Source organism: Bradyrhizobium sp. BR 10261, assembly GCF_019455395.1.
GTDB classification, from domain to species: Bacteria; Pseudomonadota; Alphaproteobacteria; order Rhizobiales; family Xanthobacteraceae; genus Bradyrhizobium; species Bradyrhizobium manausense.
The window spans coordinates 269,784-288,877 of sequence record NZ_JACOFQ010000002.1 but is presented as its reverse complement, the minus strand read 5'-3'; the positions used below and the strand labels follow the sequence as shown (position 1 = coordinate 288,877).

Below are 19,094 nucleotides of genomic sequence, written 5' to 3'. Positions count from 1 at the left end.
CGCTCCGGCGATGGTCTAGGGAATTCCCGACACCCAGTCAGGCGATCACCCGATATCGCAGGTCCGATCAGGAGCGCAGCGTTTCGCGCTCAAGGACTGGGTCCTCTGGGAGACGAGACGTGCGTGGTCGAGTTCGCTGGTGGAGCGCGGCGTCGCGAGCAGCATTGTTTCTTTGCCTCTGGCTCGTCCTTGCCGGCGCCGCCCTCGATGACGTTCCTGCAGCCGCAATCGCCGTCGCCGCGGCGACCTGGACGAGCCTGCGTTTGCTGGCGCCCGGCACCTCGCGGCTCTCGCCTGGCGCACTCTGCCGGCTGATGTTGCTCTTCCTGGTCCACTCCGTCGTTGCCGGAGCGGATGTCGCAAGGCGCGCGCTCGATCCACGGCTGCCGCTGCGCCCAGGATTTGTCGCGTTTCCAACCGGTCTGCCACCTGGCCCGCGTCGTAACGTGTTCGCAGCGCTCACCAGCCTGCTGCCTGGCACCGTGCCGGCAGGAGAGGAAAGCGCGCAGATCCTCTATCACTGCCTCGATGTCGGACAGCCCGTGATGACGGAGCTTGCTGCGGAGGAAGATGCCTTGGTTCGAGCGCTTTACAATGACTGAGTTCCTGACGGCCGCGGTCGGCTTCATCCTGGCCATGTTGGCGCTTGGGCTGGTGTCGATCCTGCGGGGTCCAGGAGACGCCGACCGCGTGATGGCGACGCAGTTGATCGGAACCGGAGGGATTGCCGCGCTGCTGCTGCTCGGCACTGTTGCGGGCGTCCCTGCGGCAGTCGACGTGGCGCTGACTTTGGCGCTCCTCGCAACCTTCGCTTCCATCGCGTTCGTCAAGAAGGGGCTTTCCCGGTTCGAAGCCGACGGGACCGCATCAACGGAGACCGAATGAGCCTGGTACGCGACATGATCAGCATATCGGCCGTGTCGGCGGGCGCGTTCTTCTTTCTGGCCGGTACCGTCGGTCTGCTTCGCTTTCCCGATACGCTGACGCGCCTGCACGCGCTCACCAAGGCGGACAATCTCGGTCTCGGTCTCGTCGTGCTCGGATTGCTCCCGCAAGCAGGCCAGCTTCGAGACGCGCTGAAGCTGGTCAGTATCTGGCTGCTCGTGCTGCTCGCAGGCGCGACGGTCTCCCAACTGATTGCGCGCGCCGCGCGCCATGGCGGATCGACCAGATGAGCATCGCGACGGCTTTCGAAATCATGCTCGCTGCGGTCTTGCTGGGCCTCGGCACCTGGACCATCGTTGTCCGCCAGACCTTTGCGGCGACAGTCGGTTTCGTTGCCTATGGACTGCTGGTGGCGCTCGTCTGGGTGCGTCTCGATGCCGCCGACGTCGCACTGACCGAGGCGGCCATCGGCGGAGGGCTCGGCGGCGTCTTGCTGTTGGGTGCCGCCGCGCGGTTGCGCGATGCCGAACCGATGGCGGAAGCAGCGCCGGGCAAATTGCTGCGGGCCAGCGCGGCTGCGCTGTCGACGTTGACGGCCGCAGCTCTCGCCGGCGCGATCCTGCTGCTGCCCGATCCTGCTCCGTCGCTCGCTCGGGCTGCTGTCGCAAATGCCTGGGCGACAGGCCTGTCCAATCCCGTGACCAACGTCCTGATGGCGTTCCGGGCGATGGACACCTTGCTTGAGAAGGTCGTGCTCGTGCTGGCCGTCGTCGGCGTTTGGTCGCTTGCACCTGATTTCGCTTGGGGAGGCCGTCCGGGGCCGCGCCACCAGGCCGATCGACACGGCGTTCTTGCTTTTCTCGCGCGCTTGCTGTCGCCCATCGGCATTGTCGTCGGGATCTATGTCTTCTGGACGGGTGCCAACCATCCCGGCGGAGCTTTTCAGGGCGGCGCGATTCTCGCGTCGATGTGGCTGCTGACCATCATGGCCGGGTTGGCGGACACGCCACCGGTGAGCAGCCGATGTCTACGGCTCATTCTGGTGGCCGGGCCCGGCTTGTTCCTGGCCGTCGGCATCGCGGGCCTTCTGTTCGGCGCTGCATTCCTTTCCTATCCGCCGGCGCTGGCCAAGCCACTGATCCTCGGGATCGAGGTCGCAATGGTCCTGACGATCGCGACAACCCTCGGCCTGCTGCTGTCAGGCGCGCCGGAACGGAGCGCGGAGCCATGGATATTGTGATGGGCACCGTGACGGTGTTTGGCCTGTGCGCTGCTGCCGTGGTCGGACTTGGGCTCTACGGCCTGATCACAAATCCGCACCCCCTCCGCAAGATCATCGCCTTCAATCTGCTCGGCAGCGGCGTGTTCCTCCTGTTCGGCGTGGTCGGGCGGCGGGGGGCGCTGGCAGGGATGGGCAGTGATCCGGTGCCGCAAGCCCTGGTCATTACTGGCGTGGTGGTCGCGTTCTCGGCGACAGCCCTGGCGATCGCCTTGCTCCTCCGGCTGTTTCGCACGGCCGGCTCGGCCACGCTGGATAGCGACGCGCCGACGAGGCCGCGCTCCGATCGGTGCGGTGGTTGATGCCGGCCCCCGCCGCCTCGCTGGCGACGACCGCCGATGGCCGCTTGCTGGTGCTGTCGATCATTGTGCCCGTCGCGGGCGTGCTGCTGGCGTTCGTTCTGAGCGAGCGCTACGTCCGGCACGTCGCCCTTGCCGTCATGCCCGCCGGGGTTGCAATCGCCGTGGCCATTGTCCTGGCCTTGCCGCGAGGCGATGGTCTCATCGTCTATCTTCTCGGCGCCTGGCCGCCACCGCTGGGGCTGGCGTTGCGCTCGGACGGCCTGTCTGCGCTGATGCTGGCGACCACGGCAATCGTAATCTGTGCGGTCGGCGCTTATGCAGCGGCCGATTCTCATCCCCTAGCAGCAAGCCGGCGGGTGCCGTTCGCATTTTGGGTCTTGTTGATGGCGATCTGGGCCGCGCTGAACACCATCTTTGTCGGCGGCGACCTCTTCACCCTTTACGTTGCCCTGGAGCTGCTGACGTTCGCAGCGGTGCCGCTGGTCTCTCTCGAGGGCCGCGCGGAGACGCTTCGGGCCGCGCTGCGCTATCTGCTGTTCGCATTGGCCGGGTCGGCCCTCTACCTCATGGGCACCGCTTTGCTCTATGGCCTCTACGGCACGCTTGATATCCTGCTGCTGTCGCATCGCCTTTCCGCAGAGCCCGGCGCTTTCATTGCGGCGGCGCTGATGACATCAGGCCTGCTCGCAAAGACCGCGCTGTTTCCGCTGCATCTCTGGCTGCCGCCCGCTCACGCCGGCGCCCCGGCCGCAGCGAGCGCAATCCTGTCCGGACTGGTCGTGAAGGGATCGTTCTTCATCCTCCTGCGGCTATGGTTCGACGTGCTGCCCGCCCTCCCGGGCTTTGCCGCCGCACAGTTTCTGGCAACGCTGGGGGCTGGCGCGATCGTGGTCGGGAACATCCTCGCCCTGCGGCAGGAGCGCCTTAAGCTGCTCGTCGCATATTCGACATTGGCCCAGATCGGGTACCTCTTCCTGCTGTTTCCACTGGCCGTCGATGCCTCAGGCCGCCTCGAGACCGGACCGGCCCTGGCAGGTGGATTGATACAGGCAATCTCCCACGCCACCGCGAAAGCGGCGATGTTCATGGCGGTCGGGTCGATCTACGCCGGCCTGGGCCATGATCGCATCACCAGGATCTGTGGCGCCGCACGGGCGCTGCCCCTGAGCGTCATGACCTTCGCCTTGGCCGGCTTCGCACTGATGGGGCTTCAGCCGGGCGGTGCCTCGCTCGCGAAGGAATTGTTGCTCCAGGAGACGGCGAGGACGGGACAGTGGTGGTGGGCTGGTGTGCTCCAGCTTGGCGGGATGTTCACGGCCGCGTACGTCCTGGTGGTCCTTGCTCACGCGCTTTCGCCTCCGGACCAGCCGGTTGTCCTCGCGGCGAGGCCGGAACGCGGCAGCGATTTGGCGGCGCTTGCCTTGGCGCTCTGCTCGCTGCTGCTCGGCCTGGTGCCATGGCAGCCATATTTGCCGATCCCGTATGCTCTGGAATCGAAACTGTTCGGCGTCGAAGCGCTCGTCAAATTGCTCACAACCGTGCTCGGAGGCGCAGCGCTCGCGGTCCTGCTCGGTCCCTGGCCACATCCGCTGGCCGGCACGATGGCCTGGAAAGATCTGACGCGCGTGCTCGGTCCTGTTCGGCGCGCCGGTCTGCGGCTTGGCAGCCTTGTCGAGCGAGGCGATCGTGTCCTCCGTCAATGGCCGGCGGCCGGCATCTGCATGCTCGCCGTGACGGTGCTGCTCGCCGCTTCGATGTTTGGAACGGATTGAACACTCAAGCGCTGGTGCGGGGCGGTCAATCTCGGTTACACCGCACGAACCGGAAAAACATCCTTCGCATCTGGGGTTTTGTCGGATGCCGGGGTGGTGGCTCACGCTTTATCCTGGATTTCGTGCTGTGCAGTCGGGGCCAGTCGGTCCTGAGCGGACCTGTCCCAATGGAAACGGAGGTCTCAATGTCCGATCTCGTCGCGATCGTGTATCCGTCCGAAGCGAAAGCCGAGGAGGTACGTCAGCGCCTTCTCAAATTGCAGAAAGAGTATCTGATCACGATAAGCGATGCCGTAATCGCCGTGAAAACGGAGTCCGGCGGCATCAAGCTCAATCAACTCGTCAACACCACCGCGATGGGCGCGATGACCGGAAGCTTCTGGGGTCTTCTGATCGGCGTGATTTTCCTCAATCCGATCCTCGGTGTCGCGATCGGCGCGGCATCCGGCGCACTTGGCGGTGCATTGTCCGATTTCGGCATCGATGACGCCTTCATGAAGCAGCTGGCCGGCTCACTGCACACCGGCAACGCCGCGCTGTTCGTCCTGATCAAGAACATGACCGCCGACAAGGTGCTGAAGGAGATCAAGGACGCCGGCGGGACGGTGCTGAAGACGTCGCTGGACGACGCCAAGGAACAGGCTCTGCGCGACGCGCTCGCAAGCGCCGCCGCGGAGCGGCCGGCGGCTTGAAACGGCCGCCTTTGGCCGTTCAGCGTCGGCCGCCCAACAGGCGTAGCATCATCATGAACAGGTTGATGAAGTTGAGATAGAGCGACAGCGCTGAAATGACCGACTTGCGGCCTGCCGAAGTTTCATCGTCACCGGCATCGTACATCGCCTTGATCCGCTGCGTGTCGTAGGCCGTAAGCCCGGCAAAGACGCCGACCCCTACGATCGAGATCAGCCAGTCGAGCCCGGTCGACCGCAGGAAGATGTTCACCAGGCTGGCGATGATGACGCCGATGAGCCCCATGAACAGGAAGGTGCCGAGACCGGAGAGGTCGCGCCGCGTCGTATAGCCAAAGACGCTGAGCGCCCCGAACGTTGCGGCGGAGATGAAGAAGACGCGGGTGATCGAAGCGCTCGTATAGATGTGGAACAAGGTCGAGAGCGACACGCCGACCAGCGCTGCATAGACGAAGAACAGCAGGCGCGCCGTTGATACCGAGAGCGTATTGATGCGCGTGCCGATGAAGAACACCAGCGCCAGCGGCGCCAGGATAAACACCCACATCAGCGGACTCTGCAGCAGGGCCGGGCCGGTGAGCTGGTAGGTCACCCACGCGGCGACCGCAGTGAGGCCGACACCTGCAGCCATGTAGTTGTAGATGCGCATCATGTAGTTGCGCAGTCCGGCGTCCAACGTAGTCGTGCCGCCGCCGATCGCGCCTGATGTCGAAAGGTTCTGGTCAAGGTTTGACATCGCCTGCCTCCTCCTGAACTCGCGGAGCTGGGGGCACGCTACCCTCAAGGACCAGGCGGCGACATCGGACAATCACCCGAGTGCCGGTGGCGAAAACCCCTGCAACCCGCCTTCAGGCAGCCATCAGCGCGCATGACGAATGCGCAATCTGGCGCTTCTCATCCCTTTGGCGTAGGTCTCTTACGGCTTTGTCACTTGGAAGCCGGCTGGGATCCGGCTTAATTCTGCGGCATGCGCTTCTTCTTCCATATCGTCGACAAATACGGTCTTTGTCCCGATGGCATCGGATGCGACCATGCCAATGACGACGCAGCCGTTCTGCACGCCCAGCGGATCGCCGCCGAGCTCGCGAAGGCCGGCGAATTCTTCCGCGCCGGTGTCGTCTTCGTAGCGCGCGCCGCTCTTCCCGGATCGCCATCATGCGGTGGCGATGAGGGCCCGGCTGCACCCGCCGCCAAGCTCTGATGGCGGCTTGCTGGGCTCCGCCACGGGCCGATTTCCTGCTCTGCCACCTACAGAGAATCCCTGATGTCCGAAGGTGAGAGGTGCCTCTAGGCTCTCCACCGGGATTGGCCGCCATCGGTGCCGGCTTCGTCCCGGATGTGGAAGGCCGTCCTCATGGCTCCCTCGACCAACGAGGCCAACCAGAAGCTCTCCCGCAACGCGCTCATCGCCCTTGTGATCGGGTCGATGGTCGGCTCTGGCATCTTCGCATTGCCGGCATCGTTCGGACGAGCCACCGGCGCATTCGGAGCGCTCATCGCCTGGGCGATCGCGGGCACGGGCATGCTCATGCTGGCATTGGTGTTCCAGTCGCTGTCGCAACGCAAGCCCGACCTTGATGCCGGCATTTACGCTTATGCCAAGGCTGGATTCGGGGAGTATATCGGGTTCGCCTCGGCCGTCGGCTACTGGATCGGCTGCTGTCTTGCAGACGTCGCCTGCCTCATCCTGATCAAGGCGACGCTGGGAATATTCTTCCCGGTGTTCGGTGACGGCTCGACACCGATTGCCATTGCCTCCGCAACCGTGCTGCTGTGGAGCGTACACGTGCTGGTGCTGCGCGGCATCAAGGGCGCGACCGCGCTGAACACAGTGGCGACCTACGCCAAGGTCATCCCGATATTCCTGTTCATCGTCGTGGCCGCGATCACCCTCGACGGCGATGTATTCACCGGGAATTTCTGGGGAACGGAAGCGCCGGATGCTTCCGATGTGTTCACCCAGGTCCGCAGCACGATGCTGCTGACGGTCTTTGTCTTCGTCGGGATCGAGGGGGCAAGCGTATATTCCCGCTATGCGCGCAACCGCGCCGACATCGGCTTTGCAACCGTCGTCGGCTTTCTGACCGTTCTCTGCCTTCTCGTCCTGGTGACGCTGCTGTCGTACGGCGTGCTGCCGCGGCAACAGCTGGCGGGCCTCCCGACGCCGTCGATGGCGGGCGTCATGGAAGCGATGGTTGGTCGCTGGGGCGGCGTGTTCATCAGCGTCGGTTTGCTGGTCTCGATCCTCGGCAACTATCTTTCATGGTCGCTGCTGGCGGCCGAGGTGCTGCATTCTGCGGCCGTCAATCGCACCATGCCTTCGTTTCTCGCCCGCGTAAACGCGCACGACGTTCCCTCCGGTGCGCTCTGGCTCACCAACTGCGTCATCCAGCTCTTCCTGCTCGTGACCTGGTTTGCCGAATACGCCTTCACGCTCGCCCTGAAGATGACCAGCGCGATGACGCTGGTTCCGTACTTCCTGGTCGCGGCCTATGGCCTGAAGCTGGCTTCGCGCGGCGAGACCTACAAGGCCTTCGAGCGGGCGCGTATCGTCGATTGGATCCGTGCGCTGATCGCGACGCTTTACGCGATCGGCATGATTTACGCCGGCGGGCCCAAGTTTCTGCTGCTGTCGTCGATTCTGTACGCGCCCGGCACGTCGCTGTTCTTTCTGGCCAAGCGCGAACGCAAGGAAGCGGCCTTCACACCACTCGAGGCCGTCCTGTTCGCAGCGATCGCGATCGCCGCCTGCGCCGGCATCTATGCACTCGCGACCGGAGCGATCTCGATCTGAATTGAACCAGCTCTGATGATTTGGAGGCGAACATGAAAATCACACTCTTCGGCCCCCTGATCCTGATCGGAATGGCGGCGGCTGCTGCGCCGCCGATCCTGTCCTTTGCCCAGTCGAACGCGCCTGCCGCATCCGCTGCATCGACGCCCAATACCAACATGACTCCGGCCAAGCACCGGTACTGGCGTCATCGCGGCGGCAAGCATCCGCACTTTGGCAGCCGCCGCGTCCGCAGCCAGGTTCAGGCCCCGCAGTAAGACCTGCAAATTGGTCGACCCATGAACGATGCGAGTGCAGGCGAGAGATACGGCGAAGTCGCACGAGGCGACGAACCTTGCCGCGATTCCGGACCGCGCAGCATGTTGGGAACGGGACTGAGCCTGCTCGCCGCCGGCGTCGCGCTGTTCCTGGTCTGGCAGACGGTCTCCAGCCTCCTGCTCATCTTCGCGGGTGTGCTGTGCGCGGCGTTTCTCGATGCGTCGGCGCGGGCCCTGGCGCCGGTCATCCCGCTCAATCGTGCCTGGCGGCTGACGCTGGTGCTGTTGCTGCTATCGGCCATCGCGGGGTTCGGCCTCGACTGGGGCGCGGGCAAGTTGCCGGAGCAGACGCGGAACTTGATCAAGGTGATGGATACCCAACTCGACATCGTCCAGGCCCATTTGCTGTCGTACGGCGTGGAGCTGCTTGGGCCGGAAGGCGGCCGCAATTTCTCGCAATGGCTTTTTTCCGACCAGGGCAGGTTGATCAGCCACGCCCAGATCGTGCTTGGCGGTGCATCGAGCCTGCTGACCGGCGCTCTCGTGATCCTGTTCCTCGGAATCCTGTTCGCGTTCGATCCGACCAGCCATCGCGACAGCCTGGTCATGCTGATGAAGCGGTCGTATCGCGCGCGGGCGAGCGCCGTCATGGACGAGATGGGCGCCGTCATGCGGCTATGGTTCGTCGGGCAGTTGGTCCGCATCATCCTCATGACGCTGTGCGTGTGGATCGCGCTCTATCTGATCGGGCTGCCCGGTCCCTTCGTGCTCGGATTGCAGGCGGGCCTGTCCAATTTCATCCCGTATCTCGGGCCGATCGTGGCCGCGATTCCGATCGCCCTCGTGGCGATGCCGCTCGGCGCTTCACTGCTGATCTGGGCCATCGTCGTTTACACCATCATCCAGTCGGTCGAAGGCTATGTCATCGGCCCGTTGATTCAGCGCCAGGCTGTCGAAATTCCACCTGCCTGGACCCTGGTTGCGATCGTCCTGCTGGGCGCGATGTTCGGCGTCATGGGCATCGCGCTCGCCATGCCCGCGGTCGCTGTCGGGCGGGTTGCGATCATCCGGTTCTACGTCGAGGACTGGCTTGAGGATGATCCCAGGCGGACGTTGCAAGAAAAGGTTGAACGCCAAACATTCATAAGTGGATGACCATGAGCGACGTCGAAGTCGAACGGAACGATGGCACGGAGAGCCCCGCACCGCGTTCGGGGATGGCTCACTTCCTGTGGCAGCAATTGCCCTATGTCGTGGCGCTGGTGCTTGCCATCGCGGGCGTCGCCTATACCAACGTGTCCCACCAGCCGCTTGTCGGCTATTGGGAGTTCCTGGCGCTGTCCATCGGCGTCGTCTGCGTCGTCACCAAATGGCCGGGGACGGAGGGCAAGGAGGCCCAGCTCCGATTGATCTGGACCCAGGCGCTGCATTGGGTTGCCGTCCTGGTCACCATGAACATCATGCTGGTGTCGGGCGTGCAGCAATTGCTTCCCACACCGGCAACCGGCCTCGTCCTGCTGACCTTGCTCGCACTCGGCACGTTTCTCGCCGGCGTCAGCCTTCTGTCGCTGCAAATCTCCTTCCTCGGCCTTGCGATGGGCTTGGCCGTTCCGGCGATATCCTGGCTGAAGCAGTCCGTCTTCTTCTTCCTGCTGGGTGCCGTGCTGCTGATCGGGCTCGGCATTACCTTCTGGCTCCGCCAGGACGGACGGCCAGCGACGAGATCCATCAACAACCAGAGGGAGGCTTGAATGCGAACAATGCGGCTCGTTTTCATCGGTGCGCTCGCCTTGATATGCACCGCCTTGCCCGCCCGCGCCGAGGCATTCCGGGTCGGCAGACTCTTGTGCTTCAGTGAGCCGCGCGTGGGGCTGGTCCTTGGATCGGCGCAAGCGCTGCGCTGCGTGTTCTACGCGCGCAGGACACGTCAACCATATATCTATGAGGGACGCATCAGGCGCATCGGCCTCGACCTTGGCGTGACCTCCGCCGGCACCTTGTCCTGGGGGGTCCTCGCCAGGAATTCCCGGATCGGACCCGCCACCCTGCGCGGGAACTATGTGGGAGCGAGCGGCGCCATCGCCCTTGGACCGGGCCTCGGAGCCAACGTTCTGATTGGCGGTTCGCGCCGAAGTATCATGTTGCAGCCACTGTCGATCGAGCGATCGATCGGGCTCAATCTCGCGGCCGGCGTCACCAATCTGACATTGGGCCCACGCGGCCGGCGATAGCGCGCGACAGCGGGTGACGACGGTTGGATTTCCCGCTTCCCTGCTCAGGGTTTCGTCGGATGCCGGGGCTGCGGGGCCGAAGTTACCATGCCAAGCAGATGATCGCGGTCCAGGAGGATGGCATGACGGTCTACGACAGCCGGTCCGGCATCGAAGCGCTGGGTCCTCCGCCCCTGTGGGTCTGCGTCCTCCTCGGCATCGTGATGATCGGCGCCGGCGTCGCGGCGCTTGGCGACGTGGTGCTCGCGACTGTCATCAGCGTGAAGCTGATCGGGCTGGCGGCAATTGCAGCGGGTGCGTTCGAGATCGTCCATGCCTTCTGGACCAGGGGCTGGGGCGGCTTCCTGTGGCAGATCCTGCTCGGCGCACTCTATGTCGCCCTCGGACTCGTGCTTCTGACTCAGCCGGCTGCGGGCGCCCTGATCCTGACCTATTTCCTCGGCGCCGTGCTGTTCGCATCGGGTGTCATCAGATGCGTGCTGAGTTTCGCCTATTGGCGGCAGAACGGCTGGATGATGCTGGTCTCCGGTCTCTTCGCAGTCCTTGCCGGGCTGCTCATCCTGTTTGGTTTTCCCACCATCAGCGCCTGGGCACTCGGCTTCCTGCTGGGCGTCGATCTGATCTCGCACGGCCTCGCCTGGCTGCTCTACGCGCTTCACGCTGCGCGAAGCACTGCGTAACAAGAGGAGAAGGATGATGGACGCTCCCAACCGTCGAGCTTTTCTTGGCTTTGCCCGGAACGCCGTTGCCGCCGCAGCGATCGGCGCGCTTGGGGTTCGTTTCATTGAGGCCGCGGAAGCGATGCCGATGGCTCCCGATCTTGCCAAGGCCGCCGGGCGGTCGGATCTCCTGACCCAGGTGCAGTGGGGACCGGGTCCGGGTTGGGGACCTGGCTGGGGACCTGCTCCCGGCTGGGGCCGCCCGCCGCCGCGCCGGCGCCGTCGCTGGGTTTGCTGGTGGCACCGCGGTCGTCGTCATTGCGGCTGGCGGTGGGTTTAGCAACGCCGCCGCGAAAGTCTCACATCCCGGCGGCGGCAGATTTGTCGCGGAGCTTGTGCGGGTCCCGAGTTCCTATGACGGAGGCAATTGTGCGCAACACCAGGCATTGGCTCCTTTCTGCGGCTCTGGCAGCTCTTCTTGTTCTGGCTGTCTGGTACTGCGCGTCGGTGTGGCAAGCCACCTCACCAATGCCGCTTTACCGCAATGTCATCCTTGGAGTTGCTGCCGTCCTGATGTTCGTGATCGGCAGCGGCCTGACGGCCCTGATGTTCTACAGCCGCCGCAAGGGCTACGACGAGCCCGCACGCAGCAATCGGAGGCCGCGGGAGTGATGCGCGGGCCACGGATCTGAGCCGGCCCGGCTCCCGGGTCTGCTCGATCATTGGCGCAAATTCACAAATCTTTGGCCCGGGATGCCGAGACACGGCGTTTCGCAAAGGCTCGACCCATCCTGCGTACTAATGCAGCCGCTGGTGAGGAGGATGAACCTCACTCATCTGCTCCAATCTCAGCTCCAGCCGCTCATTCAGCAGCATCAGCGCTCTGAGCGCGCCGCGCCAATCACCGTCACAAGCTGCAACGATCTCATCGACCGCAAGCTGGTATTGATCAAGAGCAGAGTTGGTGCGTTGGCGTGACATGCGAACAACATCCAAACAGAAACCTAAGTAGATCGTGGCACTGAGGGGGCATTTTCCCCGTAATTCACAACAACATATGTTGTTGCGGGCTTCAACCTGCGCGACCGCGAGGAACGACGGGGCGATTGCCACGTTTTCCCGGTAGCCCAGGTTCGTGATCCTGGGCGAGAAGGTGAACTTGCCCCAGCTCACCCATCCTTTGTGAAGCTGGGGTTTTTTCGCACCCACGGCTCCCAGTAGCTGGCGCCCGCTCGGAGCCACCAGTAGACGACATTTGACTCTTGCCCGCCGGCCGCCTTTTGCGTTTACGTCACAAAAACGCTTGCGCCGCGATCTGCGCAGCTGACGCGCTCGCGGAAGAAGCCGAAGAGCTCGCGGCCAATCCCTGTATGTGCCGCGGAGAGATCGGCTTGCGCGCAGGTTCGCGCGGCCCACTCGCTCGGCGTGACGAGCACGTCAAGCCGACCGGTGACGGCGTCGAGCCTGATGACGTCGCCGTCGCGGATCCGCGCAATCGCACCGTCGTCCGCCGCTTCTGGCGTCACGTGAATGGCTGTGGGAACCTTACCCGACGCGCCCGAAAGCCGCCCGTCGGTCACAAGTGCCACTTTCAGCCCGCGGTCCTGAAGAACGCCAAGGAGCGGCATCAGCTTGTGCAGCTCAGGCATTCCGTTTGCCTTGGGACCCTGGAAGCGCACCACCGCAATCATATCGCTCGTGAGCTCGCCCGCAGCGAAGCTCCGTTGCAGATCCTCCTGGCAATGGAACACGCGAGCCGGTGCTTCGATCACATGGCGCTGCGGTGCCACCGCAGACGTCTTGACGACGGCGCGCCCGAGATTGCCGTTCAGAACCCGAAGGCCGCCTGTTGTTTGGAACGGGTCGGAGGTCCGCCGCAGCACGGCGGTATCGCCGCTTGCGGGCGGTCCATCGCGCCACGTCAGCATTCCCTCGCCATCGAGCCGCGGCTCTTGCAGATACGCCTCGAGCCCGGCGCCGCAGACGGTCAGGGCGTCGCGGTGCAGGAGCCCGGCAGCAAGCAATTCCCGGATGAGGAAGCTCATGCCGCCGGCGGCATGGAAATGATTCACGTCTGCGGAGCCGTTGGGATAGATCCGCGCGATCAGCGGCGTCACCTCAGCAAGGTCGGCGAAATCGTCCCAGGTCAAAGTGAGGCCGGCCGCCGCGCCCATGGCGACCAGATGCAGCGTCAGATTGGTCGAGCCGCCGGTGGCATGCAGCCCGACGATGCCGTTGACGAAGGCGCGCTCGTCGAGCACGCGGCCGATCGGGATGTACTGATTGCCGAGCGAGGTGATGTCCAATGCGCGTTCGGTCGCGGCACAGGTGAGCGCATCGCGCAAGGGCGTGTTCGGGTTCACGAAGGATGCGCCCGGCAGCTGCAGGCCCATGATCTCCATCAGCATCTGGTTGGTATTGGCGGTGCCGTAAAACGTGCACGTCCCCGCGCCGTGATAGGCCTGCGCCTCGGCTTCCAGCAAGGCGTCGCGGCCGACCTTTCCTTCCGCGTAAGCCTGCCGGATTTTCGCTTTTGCGTCGTTGGCGAGGCCCGAGGTCATCGGACCGGATGGAATGAAGACCGCGGGCAGATGCCCGAACGACAACGCGCCGATCACGAGGCCCGGCACGATCTTGTCGCAAATGCCGAGAAACACCGCGGCGTCGAAGGTTTGATGCGACAGTGCGACCGCGGTGGACAAGGCGATGACCTCGCGCGAGAACAGCGAGAGCTCCATTCCCGCTTCGCCCTGGGTGATGCCGTCGCACATCGCCGGTACGCCGCCCGCGACCTGGGCGACCCCGCCGGCCGCGCGCGCGCTCCGTCGGATGAGTTCAGGGAAACGCTCGTAGGGCTGATGCGCCGAGAGCATATCGTTGTAGGCCGTGACAATTCCGAGGCTGGGGACGTGACCGTCCTGCATCAGCTTCTTGTCGTGCCCGCCGCAAGCCGCGAAGGCGTGGGCCTGGTTGGCGCATCCGAGCCGCCGGCGGACCGGCGTGCTCGCCGCATTCGCAATGCGGTCGAGATAGCGTGCCCGGCTGTCGTGACTGCGCCTGATGATGCGCTCCGTCACTTCGGCCACCCGCGCATTGACCTTTGCTTCGATCGTCATACACGCCTCCTGACTGCGGACCTGGCCTCGGCAACAAGCTGCTCCGTGGTCACGGACCGTCCTCCATCCATGTCCGGCCGTCGCGTTCGATCAGCGCGACGGCGGCGGAGGGGCCCCAGCTGCCGGCAACGTAGGGACGCGGGATTTCATTCATCCGGCTCCACGCCTGACGGATCGGGTCGATCCAACGCCATGCCGCTTCCACTTCGTCCCGGCGCATGAACAAGGTCGCATCGCCGCGGACCACATCCATCAACAGCCGCTCGTAAGCGTCCGGCACGGAGACGTCGAATGCTTCCGCAAAGCTCATGTCGAGAGGGACATATTGCAATCGCATGCCGCCCGGTCCGGGCTCCTTGATCATCAGCCAGAGCTTGATCCCCTCGTCGGGCTGCAGACGGATCACGAGCCGCGTCTGCAACGCCTTTCCCGAGTTCGAGTTGAAAATCGAATGCGGGACCTTGCGGAAGGTCACGACGATCTCGGAACTGCGTTGTTGCAGCCGCTTTCCGGTGCGCAGGTAGAAGGGAACGCCGGTCCAGCGCCAATTTGCAACGGCGGCCTTGAGCGCAACGAACGTCTCCGTCGAGCTTGGGCGATCTGCGATCTCTTCCGCGTAGCCGGGCACGGCGATGCCATTGCATGCGCCGGCGCGGTATTGGCCCGGTACGGTCAGGAATGCAGCGTTCGTTTCGTCGATCCGTTCGAGCGACTTCAGGATCTTGAGCTTCTCGTCGCGCACGGCGTCGGCCTCGAGCGAATGTGGCGGCTCCATCGCCACCAGACAGAGCAGCTGCAGAAGATGGTTCTGAACCATGTCGCGCAGGGCACCGGACTTGTCGTAGTAGGGGCCGCGTTCCTCCACGCCGATGGATTCGGCGACCGTGATCTGCACATGGTCGATGTGGGCGGCATTCCACAGCGGTTCGAACAGCGCGTTGGCGAACCGCAGCGCCATCAAGTTCTGCACCGTCTCCTTGCCGAGATAGTGATCGATCCGATAGACGCGTTCCTCCGGAAAAATCATCCCGACGGTTTGATTGAAACGGATTGCGGATTCGAGATCCTTGCCGATGGGCTTCTCGATGACGATGCGGGAATCGCCCTTTGAAAGACCGTAGTGACCGAGCCTTTCGCAGATCGGCCCGAACAGATGCGGTGCCGTTGCCAGATAGTGGACCTGGATGCGGTCGGCATAGGCCGACAGCGCCGCAGCGAGTTCGGTCCAGCCATGCTCGCCTTCCGCGTCGGCGGCCATGTAGGAGATGCGGGCCAGGAAGCGATCGAGTTCCGCTCCCGTCGTTTCCGATGCCGGCACATGTTGCACGATCGCCTCGCGCACCATGGCGAGGAAGTCGTCGCGCGACATTGCACCGCGCGCGACGCCGAGAATGGTGGCGTCATCCGGCAATTGGCCGGCGAAATCGCGGCGAAACAGCGCCGGCAACAGCTTGCGGCGTGCGAGATCGCCGGTCACGCCGAAAACGGTCAGGACGAAGGGTGCCACCGGGATGACGCGGCTTGTCATGCCCGCCCCCTCTTCAATTCGAGTCTCTTTGATGTGCCGCGTTGTGTCCGTCACTCTGTCAAGCATGGCATGGCTCCGTACTCGCATCGATGTCGGCGGCGGTCGGCAGGTCGGCTCCATCGCGGGACACCGTGATGGCGGCGGCAGCCGTTGCGTAAGCGAGCAACTCGCGGATATCAGGCGGTTCGAGCGCCGCAATGGCCTCGGGACGGAGCCGGCCGGTTTTCGCAAGCTGCGCAAGCAGCGCGGCGTGGAATGTGTCGCCGGCGCCCACGGTGTCGCGCACGACCGTGGGACGACCGGGCACCGAGACGCTGCCAGTGGTCGAAAAGGCGGTTGCGCCCTTTGCTCCCTCGGTCACGACCACCAGATGCGCGCCGCACGCGAGCCAGTAGGCGGCCGCATCCGCAATCGAGGCACGACCACCCCACGCAATGCGGACATCCTCGTCGCTCGCCTTGATCATTGTAGCCGTCCGGTAGAAGCGTTCGGCGGCGATGGCCCAGCTTTTCATGTCGCCGACGACGGTCGGTCGCACGTTCGGATCGACGCTGATGACGCGGCGGCCATGCTCGCGCTCGGCGAGCGCGGCAAACGTGGAGCCGACCGGCTCGACAGCCATGGAATAGGAGCCAAAGGTCAGAGCCTGAATATCGTCCGGCAGCATGCGGGGGAGATGGGCAAGTCTCAGCGCGCGCTCTGCCGCGCCTTCGCCGTGAAAAGTATAGTTTGGCTGGCCGTCACCGGTCGTCGCCACGATCGAGATCGGGGACGGCCGGTCGCTTCGCACGAGAAAGCTGCCATCCACGCCCTCGCGAGCGAGCCTGTCCGCGAGGAACGCGCCGAAATGATCGCGCGAGATGCCACTCAGGAAGGCCGTTCGAACCCCGAGCCGAGCGAGGCCAACAGCAACATTGAAGGGAGAGCCGCCGGCAACGGCATGGGTCGACATCGCGGACCCGCCGTGCGCCCTCACAAACAGATCGATCAGGGCTTCGCCACAGACAAGAATCATGATGCGCGACCCTCGTTCATCAGGACGACCATGCTCAATCCTTGAAGAGCACGTCGTGGTCGCGAGCGAACGCCGCGAGCAACGGCAGCGCCGCGCCGCCGATCGCGCGCGCATCGCGCCCGATCGAGCCCTCCACCACGACAGCGTCGGTGAGGCCCTGCCGGTCCATACCGGCCCAATGTTCCTTTGTGCGCTCGACGAGACGATGGCGCACGTCGACCGGAAAGGCCCCGTCGATGATGACGGCTTCAAAGTCGATCACTGCGAGCAGGGCGGTGATCGCCTGCGCCAGCGCTGCGGCCGCCTCGGAAACCCACGCTTCCAGCGGCTCCTCGAAGCTCGACCAGTCGTCGGGCGAGAGCCAGATATCGGTACCTGGTCGGCCAGCGGCGATCAGTCGGCGCTCGAGCTGATAGATCGAAGCGGTGCGGATCAACTGCTGAAGGCTTGCCTTACCATTTTCCTCCCGTCGCATGATCGGCATGGAGCCGAGCGCGCCGGCATTGCTGCTGCGTCCCGGGAAGAGGCTGCCGTTCAGAACGATGCCGCCGCCGATGAAGGCGCCAATGTAGAAATAGGCGAAATCCCGATATGCCGCGCCGGCACCGAAGGTGAGTTCGGCTGCGCATGCCGAAGTCGCGTCGTTGCTGACGCGCACCGGCCAAGGGACGAAACGGCGCGACAGCTCGGCTGCAACATTGAAGTCACGCCATTTGCCGAGTGCGCCGGGTGGCGTCTGCAGGTCAGCTTCCCAATTCCACAACTCGAATGGCATCGCGACGCCAATGCCGCTGATCCTGTCGTGCTGGGCTTCTGGCAATTCGGCGAGAAGACCAGGCATCTCGCGTTCGGCAAATGCCATGATCTCTTCGGGGGCCGGGAAGGAGTAGATCACGCGGCGCCTGGCGCGGATGCCGGCGGCGAAATCCATCAACACCAGGTCGGAGCTGCGACGGCCGATCATGAGCCCCAGTCCAAACGCGCCGTCCGGATTGAGCGAATAGGGGACCGACGGCTGGCCGATGCGGCCTCGCTGCGGTTCGCCTGCACGGAGCAGTCCGTCGGCTTCCAACCGATTGATGATCACCGTCGTGGTTTGAGTCGAAAGCCCGGTGAGGCGCGCGATCTCGACCTTGGCGAGACTACGATGGCGCCGAATGAGGGAGAGGATCAGGCGCTCGTTGTACAGTCTCACGCCGGTTTGAGTGGTGCCGCGGCTGTCGCCGGGGAAGGCCACCGTAGTTCCAGCAACCGCGGCTGTTTCTTCCATCTTCGGCTCCTCACAATCCGGGGAATCCGTCCTAGCGACAGGTCGATTAGCCCCTTCCCGGCAGTCGGCCGCTACAATGACCGCAGTTGGCAATGCGTGTCAATTAATAAGTCGGGATGATTTATTTATTGACAAGGTCGTTTTGCGCTCTCTAGGATGTCCCACCACGCGGTCGAAACCGTGCAGGCCAACAAGACGACTAACGAGGAGGGAATTGATGCGTCAGTCACTCGGACTATTCACAGCGTTCGCGCTGACTCTGGGCACCACCAGCAGTTTCGCGGCCGACAAGCCGATCGTGGGCCTCATCACCAAGACCAACACCAACCCGTTCTTCGTGAAGATGAAGGCCGGCGCCGACGAGGCGGCCAAGGCGAATGATGTCGAGCTCCGCTCGTTTGCCGGAAAGGTCGACGGCGACAATGAGAGTCAGGTCGCGGCGATCGAGAACCTGATCGCCGCCGGTGCCAAGGGCATCCTGATCACACCAAACGACTCCCGCGCGGTCGTCCCCGCTGTCGAGAAAGCGCGGGCGGCGGGCATTCTGGTCATCGCCCTCGACACCCCGCTCGATCCGGCGAATGCGGCTGATGCAACGTTTGCCACCGACAATTTCCTGGCAGGTGAAATGATCGGCCAATGGGCTGCCAAGACGCTGGGCGCCAAGGCGGCATCGGCGAAGATTGCGCTGCTCGACCTCAACGTGAATCAGATCTCGGTCGATGTCGCGCGCGATCAGGGCTTTCTGAAAGGCTTTGGCATCGATCTCGGCAACCCCGCCAAGATCGGTGACGAGAAGGATGCGCGCATCGTCGGTCACGATGTGACGCTCGGCAGCGAGGAAGGCGGCCGCAAGGCGATGGAGAATCTGCTCCAGAAGAATCCGGACATCTCGCTCGTCTATACCATCAACGAGCCTGCGGCGGCGGGAGCTTACGAGGCCTTGCGCTCGGTTGGCCGCGACAAGGATGTGCTGATCGTTTCGGTCGACGGCGGTTGCCCTGGCGTGCGCAACGTGAAGGATGGCGTCATCGGCGCCACCTCCATGCAATTCCCGCTGCTGATGGCGGCGAAGGGCGTTGAGGCGGTGAAGACTTTTGCCACCGGCGGCGGCAAGCCGAAGGCGTCGCCCGGTCTCGACTTTGTCAATACCGGCGTCGAACTCGTCACCGACAAGCCTGTTGGCGAAATGCCGTCGATCGACAGCGCTGCTGCCTTGAAGAAGTGCTGGGGCTGATCGCAGCTCTGACTTGTCGTCGCCAAGGATTGGCGCCCGCGAGCCGGGCGCCAAAAGCCG

The 19,094-nt window shown here is 64.1% G+C and carries 22 protein-coding genes; 16 read left to right on the top strand and 6 right to left on the bottom strand.

Features of this window, described 5'->3' with window-relative positions; all coding sequences use genetic code 11:
- The first annotated feature begins 119 nt into the window (after nucleotides 1–119).
- The 7 genes from HYH07_RS03430 (at nucleotide 120) to HYH07_RS03400 (ending at nucleotide 4,930) form a co-directional block, all read left to right on the top strand.
- Nucleotides 120–602 carry a Na+/H+ antiporter subunit E gene (locus tag HYH07_RS03430; RefSeq protein ID WP_312016629.1) on the top strand — a complete coding sequence of 161 codons (483 nt, stop codon included), beginning with the start codon at nucleotides 120–122 and terminating at the stop codon, nucleotides 600–602.
- Nucleotides 595–885, top strand: a complete 291-nt coding sequence (locus tag HYH07_RS03425; RefSeq protein ID WP_220001129.1) for a monovalent cation/H+ antiporter complex subunit F — start codon at nucleotides 595–597, stop codon at nucleotides 883–885. Before HYH07_RS03430 ends, HYH07_RS03425 begins: the two co-directional genes overlap by 8 nt.
- Nucleotides 882–1,175 carry a monovalent cation/H(+) antiporter subunit G gene (locus HYH07_RS03420; RefSeq protein WP_220001128.1) on the top strand — a complete coding sequence of 98 codons (294 nt, stop codon included), beginning with the start codon at nucleotides 882–884 and terminating at the stop codon, nucleotides 1,173–1,175. The genes HYH07_RS03425 and HYH07_RS03420 overlap by 4 nt, the downstream gene beginning before the upstream one ends.
- A complete protein-coding gene (locus tag HYH07_RS03415; RefSeq protein ID WP_220001127.1) occupies nucleotides 1,172–2,125 on the top strand; it encodes an MnhB domain-containing protein in 954 nt (317 codons plus the stop codon). The genes HYH07_RS03420 and HYH07_RS03415 overlap by 4 nt, the downstream gene beginning before the upstream one ends.
- Nucleotides 2,113–2,466: an NADH-quinone oxidoreductase subunit K gene (locus tag HYH07_RS03410; RefSeq protein WP_409363876.1), complete on the top strand. Its 354-nt coding sequence runs from the start codon at nucleotides 2,113–2,115 to the stop codon at nucleotides 2,464–2,466. The genes HYH07_RS03415 and HYH07_RS03410 overlap by 13 nt, the downstream gene beginning before the upstream one ends.
- A complete protein-coding gene (locus tag HYH07_RS03405; protein ID WP_220001126.1) occupies nucleotides 2,466–4,238 on the top strand; it encodes a complex I subunit 5 family protein in 1,773 nt (590 codons plus the stop codon). The genes HYH07_RS03410 and HYH07_RS03405 overlap by 1 nt, the downstream gene beginning before the upstream one ends.
- A gap of 185 nt (nucleotides 4,239–4,423) precedes the next feature.
- Nucleotides 4,424–4,930 (top strand): DUF1269 domain-containing protein, encoded by a 507-nt coding sequence (locus tag HYH07_RS03400; protein WP_057751038.1) that lies wholly within the window; start codon nucleotides 4,424–4,426, stop codon nucleotides 4,928–4,930.
- A 19-nt stretch (nucleotides 4,931–4,949) separates the two neighbouring features.
- Here the strand turns inward: HYH07_RS03400 and HYH07_RS03395 are convergent, their stop codons facing one another.
- Nucleotides 4,950–5,663: a Bax inhibitor-1/YccA family protein gene (locus HYH07_RS03395; protein WP_220001125.1), complete on the bottom strand. Its 714-nt coding sequence runs from the start codon at nucleotides 5,661–5,663 to the stop codon at nucleotides 4,950–4,952.
- 231 nt (nucleotides 5,664–5,894) lie between these two features.
- Between HYH07_RS03395 and HYH07_RS03390 the strand changes: the two genes are divergently transcribed.
- The 8 genes from HYH07_RS03390 (at nucleotide 5,895) to HYH07_RS03355 (ending at nucleotide 11,540) form a co-directional block, all read left to right on the top strand.
- On the top strand, nucleotides 5,895–6,128 hold the full coding sequence (locus HYH07_RS03390) for a DUF6894 family protein (protein ID WP_220001226.1): 234 nt from the start codon (nucleotides 5,895–5,897) through the stop codon (nucleotides 6,126–6,128).
- Nucleotides 6,129–6,281: 153 nt separating this feature from the next.
- Entirely contained in the window at nucleotides 6,282–7,721 is a 1,440-nt protein-coding gene (locus HYH07_RS03385) for a basic amino acid/polyamine antiporter (protein WP_220001124.1), read from the top strand.
- Between the two features lie 32 nt (nucleotides 7,722–7,753).
- Nucleotides 7,754–7,978, top strand: coding sequence for a hypothetical protein (locus HYH07_RS03380; protein ID WP_220001123.1), 225 nt, complete (start codon nucleotides 7,754–7,756; stop codon nucleotides 7,976–7,978).
- Nucleotides 7,979–8,080: 102 nt separating this feature from the next.
- Nucleotides 8,081–9,133, top strand: a complete 1,053-nt coding sequence (locus HYH07_RS03375; RefSeq protein ID WP_228749188.1) for an AI-2E family transporter — start codon at nucleotides 8,081–8,083, stop codon at nucleotides 9,131–9,133.
- Nucleotides 9,134–9,135: 2 nt separating this feature from the next.
- Nucleotides 9,136–9,729 (top strand): hypothetical protein, encoded by a 594-nt coding sequence (locus HYH07_RS03370; RefSeq protein WP_220001121.1) that lies wholly within the window; start codon nucleotides 9,136–9,138, stop codon nucleotides 9,727–9,729.
- Complete coding sequence (locus tag HYH07_RS03365) at nucleotides 9,730–10,209, top strand: DUF992 domain-containing protein (RefSeq protein WP_220001120.1); 480 nt, start codon at nucleotides 9,730–9,732, stop codon at nucleotides 10,207–10,209.
- 122 nt (nucleotides 10,210–10,331) lie between these two features.
- A complete protein-coding gene (locus HYH07_RS03360) occupies nucleotides 10,332–10,889 on the top strand; it encodes an HdeD family acid-resistance protein (RefSeq protein WP_220001119.1) in 558 nt (185 codons plus the stop codon).
- A gap of 393 nt (nucleotides 10,890–11,282) precedes the next feature.
- Complete coding sequence (locus HYH07_RS03355; protein WP_220001118.1) at nucleotides 11,283–11,540, top strand: hypothetical protein; 258 nt, start codon at nucleotides 11,283–11,285, stop codon at nucleotides 11,538–11,540.
- Between the two features lie 126 nt (nucleotides 11,541–11,666).
- Here the strand turns inward: HYH07_RS03355 and HYH07_RS36775 are convergent, their stop codons facing one another.
- The 5 genes from HYH07_RS36775 to HYH07_RS03330 all read right to left on the bottom strand — a co-directional run bounded on the left by HYH07_RS36775 (nucleotide 11,667) and on the right by HYH07_RS03330 (nucleotide 17,797).
- Nucleotides 11,667–12,077 carry a hypothetical protein gene (locus HYH07_RS36775; RefSeq protein WP_409363875.1) on the bottom strand — a complete coding sequence of 137 codons (411 nt, stop codon included), beginning with the start codon at nucleotides 12,075–12,077 and terminating at the stop codon, nucleotides 11,667–11,669.
- A 77-nt stretch (nucleotides 12,078–12,154) separates the two neighbouring features.
- Nucleotides 12,155–13,984, bottom strand: coding sequence for a phosphogluconate dehydratase (gene edd / locus HYH07_RS03345; protein ID WP_220001117.1), 1,830 nt, complete (start codon nucleotides 13,982–13,984; stop codon nucleotides 12,155–12,157).
- 49 nt (nucleotides 13,985–14,033) lie between these two features.
- A complete protein-coding gene (zwf, locus tag HYH07_RS03340; protein WP_220001116.1) occupies nucleotides 14,034–15,512 on the bottom strand; it encodes a glucose-6-phosphate dehydrogenase in 1,479 nt (492 codons plus the stop codon).
- 58 nt (nucleotides 15,513–15,570) lie between these two features.
- Nucleotides 15,571–16,527: a carbohydrate kinase gene (locus HYH07_RS03335; protein WP_220001115.1), complete on the bottom strand. Its 957-nt coding sequence runs from the start codon at nucleotides 16,525–16,527 to the stop codon at nucleotides 15,571–15,573.
- Nucleotides 16,528–16,561: 34 nt separating this feature from the next.
- Nucleotides 16,562–17,797, bottom strand: a complete 1,236-nt coding sequence (locus tag HYH07_RS03330) for an ROK family transcriptional regulator (RefSeq protein ID WP_220001114.1) — start codon at nucleotides 17,795–17,797, stop codon at nucleotides 16,562–16,564.
- 217 nt (nucleotides 17,798–18,014) lie between these two features.
- Here HYH07_RS03330 and HYH07_RS03325 point away from each other — a divergent pair, with 217 nt between their 5' ends.
- The gene (locus tag HYH07_RS03325) at nucleotides 18,015–19,034 is read left to right on the top strand and encodes a sugar ABC transporter substrate-binding protein (protein WP_220001113.1); all 1,020 of its coding nucleotides are present in this window, start codon (nucleotides 18,015–18,017) and stop codon (nucleotides 19,032–19,034) included.
- The last annotated feature ends 60 nt before the right edge of the window (nucleotides 19,035–19,094 follow it).

Bases quoted from the DNA above. Each gene is read 5' to 3' on its own strand.
- HYH07_RS03380 (WP_220001123.1), top strand. From the start codon at position 7,754: ATGAAAATCACACTCTTCGGCCCCCTGATCCTGATCGGAATGGCGGCG.
- zwf (WP_220001116.1), bottom strand. From the start codon at position 15,512: ATGACAAGCCGCGTCATCCCGGTGGCACCCTTCGTCCTGACCGTTTTC.
- HYH07_RS03335 (WP_220001115.1), bottom strand. From the start codon at position 16,527: ATGATTCTTGTCTGTGGCGAAGCCCTGATCGATCTGTTTGTGAGGGCG.
- HYH07_RS03375 (WP_228749188.1), top strand. From the start codon at position 8,081: ATGTTGGGAACGGGACTGAGCCTGCTCGCCGCCGGCGTCGCGCTGTTC.
- HYH07_RS03395 (WP_220001125.1), bottom strand. From the start codon at position 5,663: ATGTCAAACCTTGACCAGAACCTTTCGACATCAGGCGCGATCGGCGGC.
- HYH07_RS03415 (WP_220001127.1), top strand. From the start codon at position 1,172: ATGAGCATCGCGACGGCTTTCGAAATCATGCTCGCTGCGGTCTTGCTG.
- HYH07_RS03405 (WP_220001126.1), top strand. From the start codon at position 2,466: ATGCCGGCCCCCGCCGCCTCGCTGGCGACGACCGCCGATGGCCGCTTG.
- HYH07_RS03420 (WP_220001128.1), top strand. From the start codon at position 882: ATGAGCCTGGTACGCGACATGATCAGCATATCGGCCGTGTCGGCGGGC.
- HYH07_RS03355 (WP_220001118.1), top strand. From the start codon at position 11,283: ATGACGGAGGCAATTGTGCGCAACACCAGGCATTGGCTCCTTTCTGCG.
- HYH07_RS03390 (WP_220001226.1), top strand. From the start codon at position 5,895: ATGCGCTTCTTCTTCCATATCGTCGACAAATACGGTCTTTGTCCCGAT.
- HYH07_RS03385 (WP_220001124.1), top strand. From the start codon at position 6,282: ATGGCTCCCTCGACCAACGAGGCCAACCAGAAGCTCTCCCGCAACGCG.
- edd (WP_220001117.1), bottom strand. From the start codon at position 13,984: ATGACGATCGAAGCAAAGGTCAATGCGCGGGTGGCCGAAGTGACGGAG.
- HYH07_RS03365 (WP_220001120.1), top strand. From the start codon at position 9,730: ATGCGAACAATGCGGCTCGTTTTCATCGGTGCGCTCGCCTTGATATGC.
- HYH07_RS03410 (WP_409363876.1), top strand. From the start codon at position 2,113: ATGGATATTGTGATGGGCACCGTGACGGTGTTTGGCCTGTGCGCTGCT.
- HYH07_RS03425 (WP_220001129.1), top strand. From the start codon at position 595: ATGACTGAGTTCCTGACGGCCGCGGTCGGCTTCATCCTGGCCATGTTG.
- HYH07_RS03330 (WP_220001114.1), bottom strand. From the start codon at position 17,797: ATGGAAGAAACAGCCGCGGTTGCTGGAACTACGGTGGCCTTCCCCGGC.
- HYH07_RS03325 (WP_220001113.1), top strand. From the start codon at position 18,015: ATGCGTCAGTCACTCGGACTATTCACAGCGTTCGCGCTGACTCTGGGC.
- HYH07_RS03400 (WP_057751038.1), top strand. From the start codon at position 4,424: ATGTCCGATCTCGTCGCGATCGTGTATCCGTCCGAAGCGAAAGCCGAG.
- HYH07_RS03360 (WP_220001119.1), top strand. From the start codon at position 10,332: ATGACGGTCTACGACAGCCGGTCCGGCATCGAAGCGCTGGGTCCTCCG.
- HYH07_RS03370 (WP_220001121.1), top strand. From the start codon at position 9,136: ATGAGCGACGTCGAAGTCGAACGGAACGATGGCACGGAGAGCCCCGCA.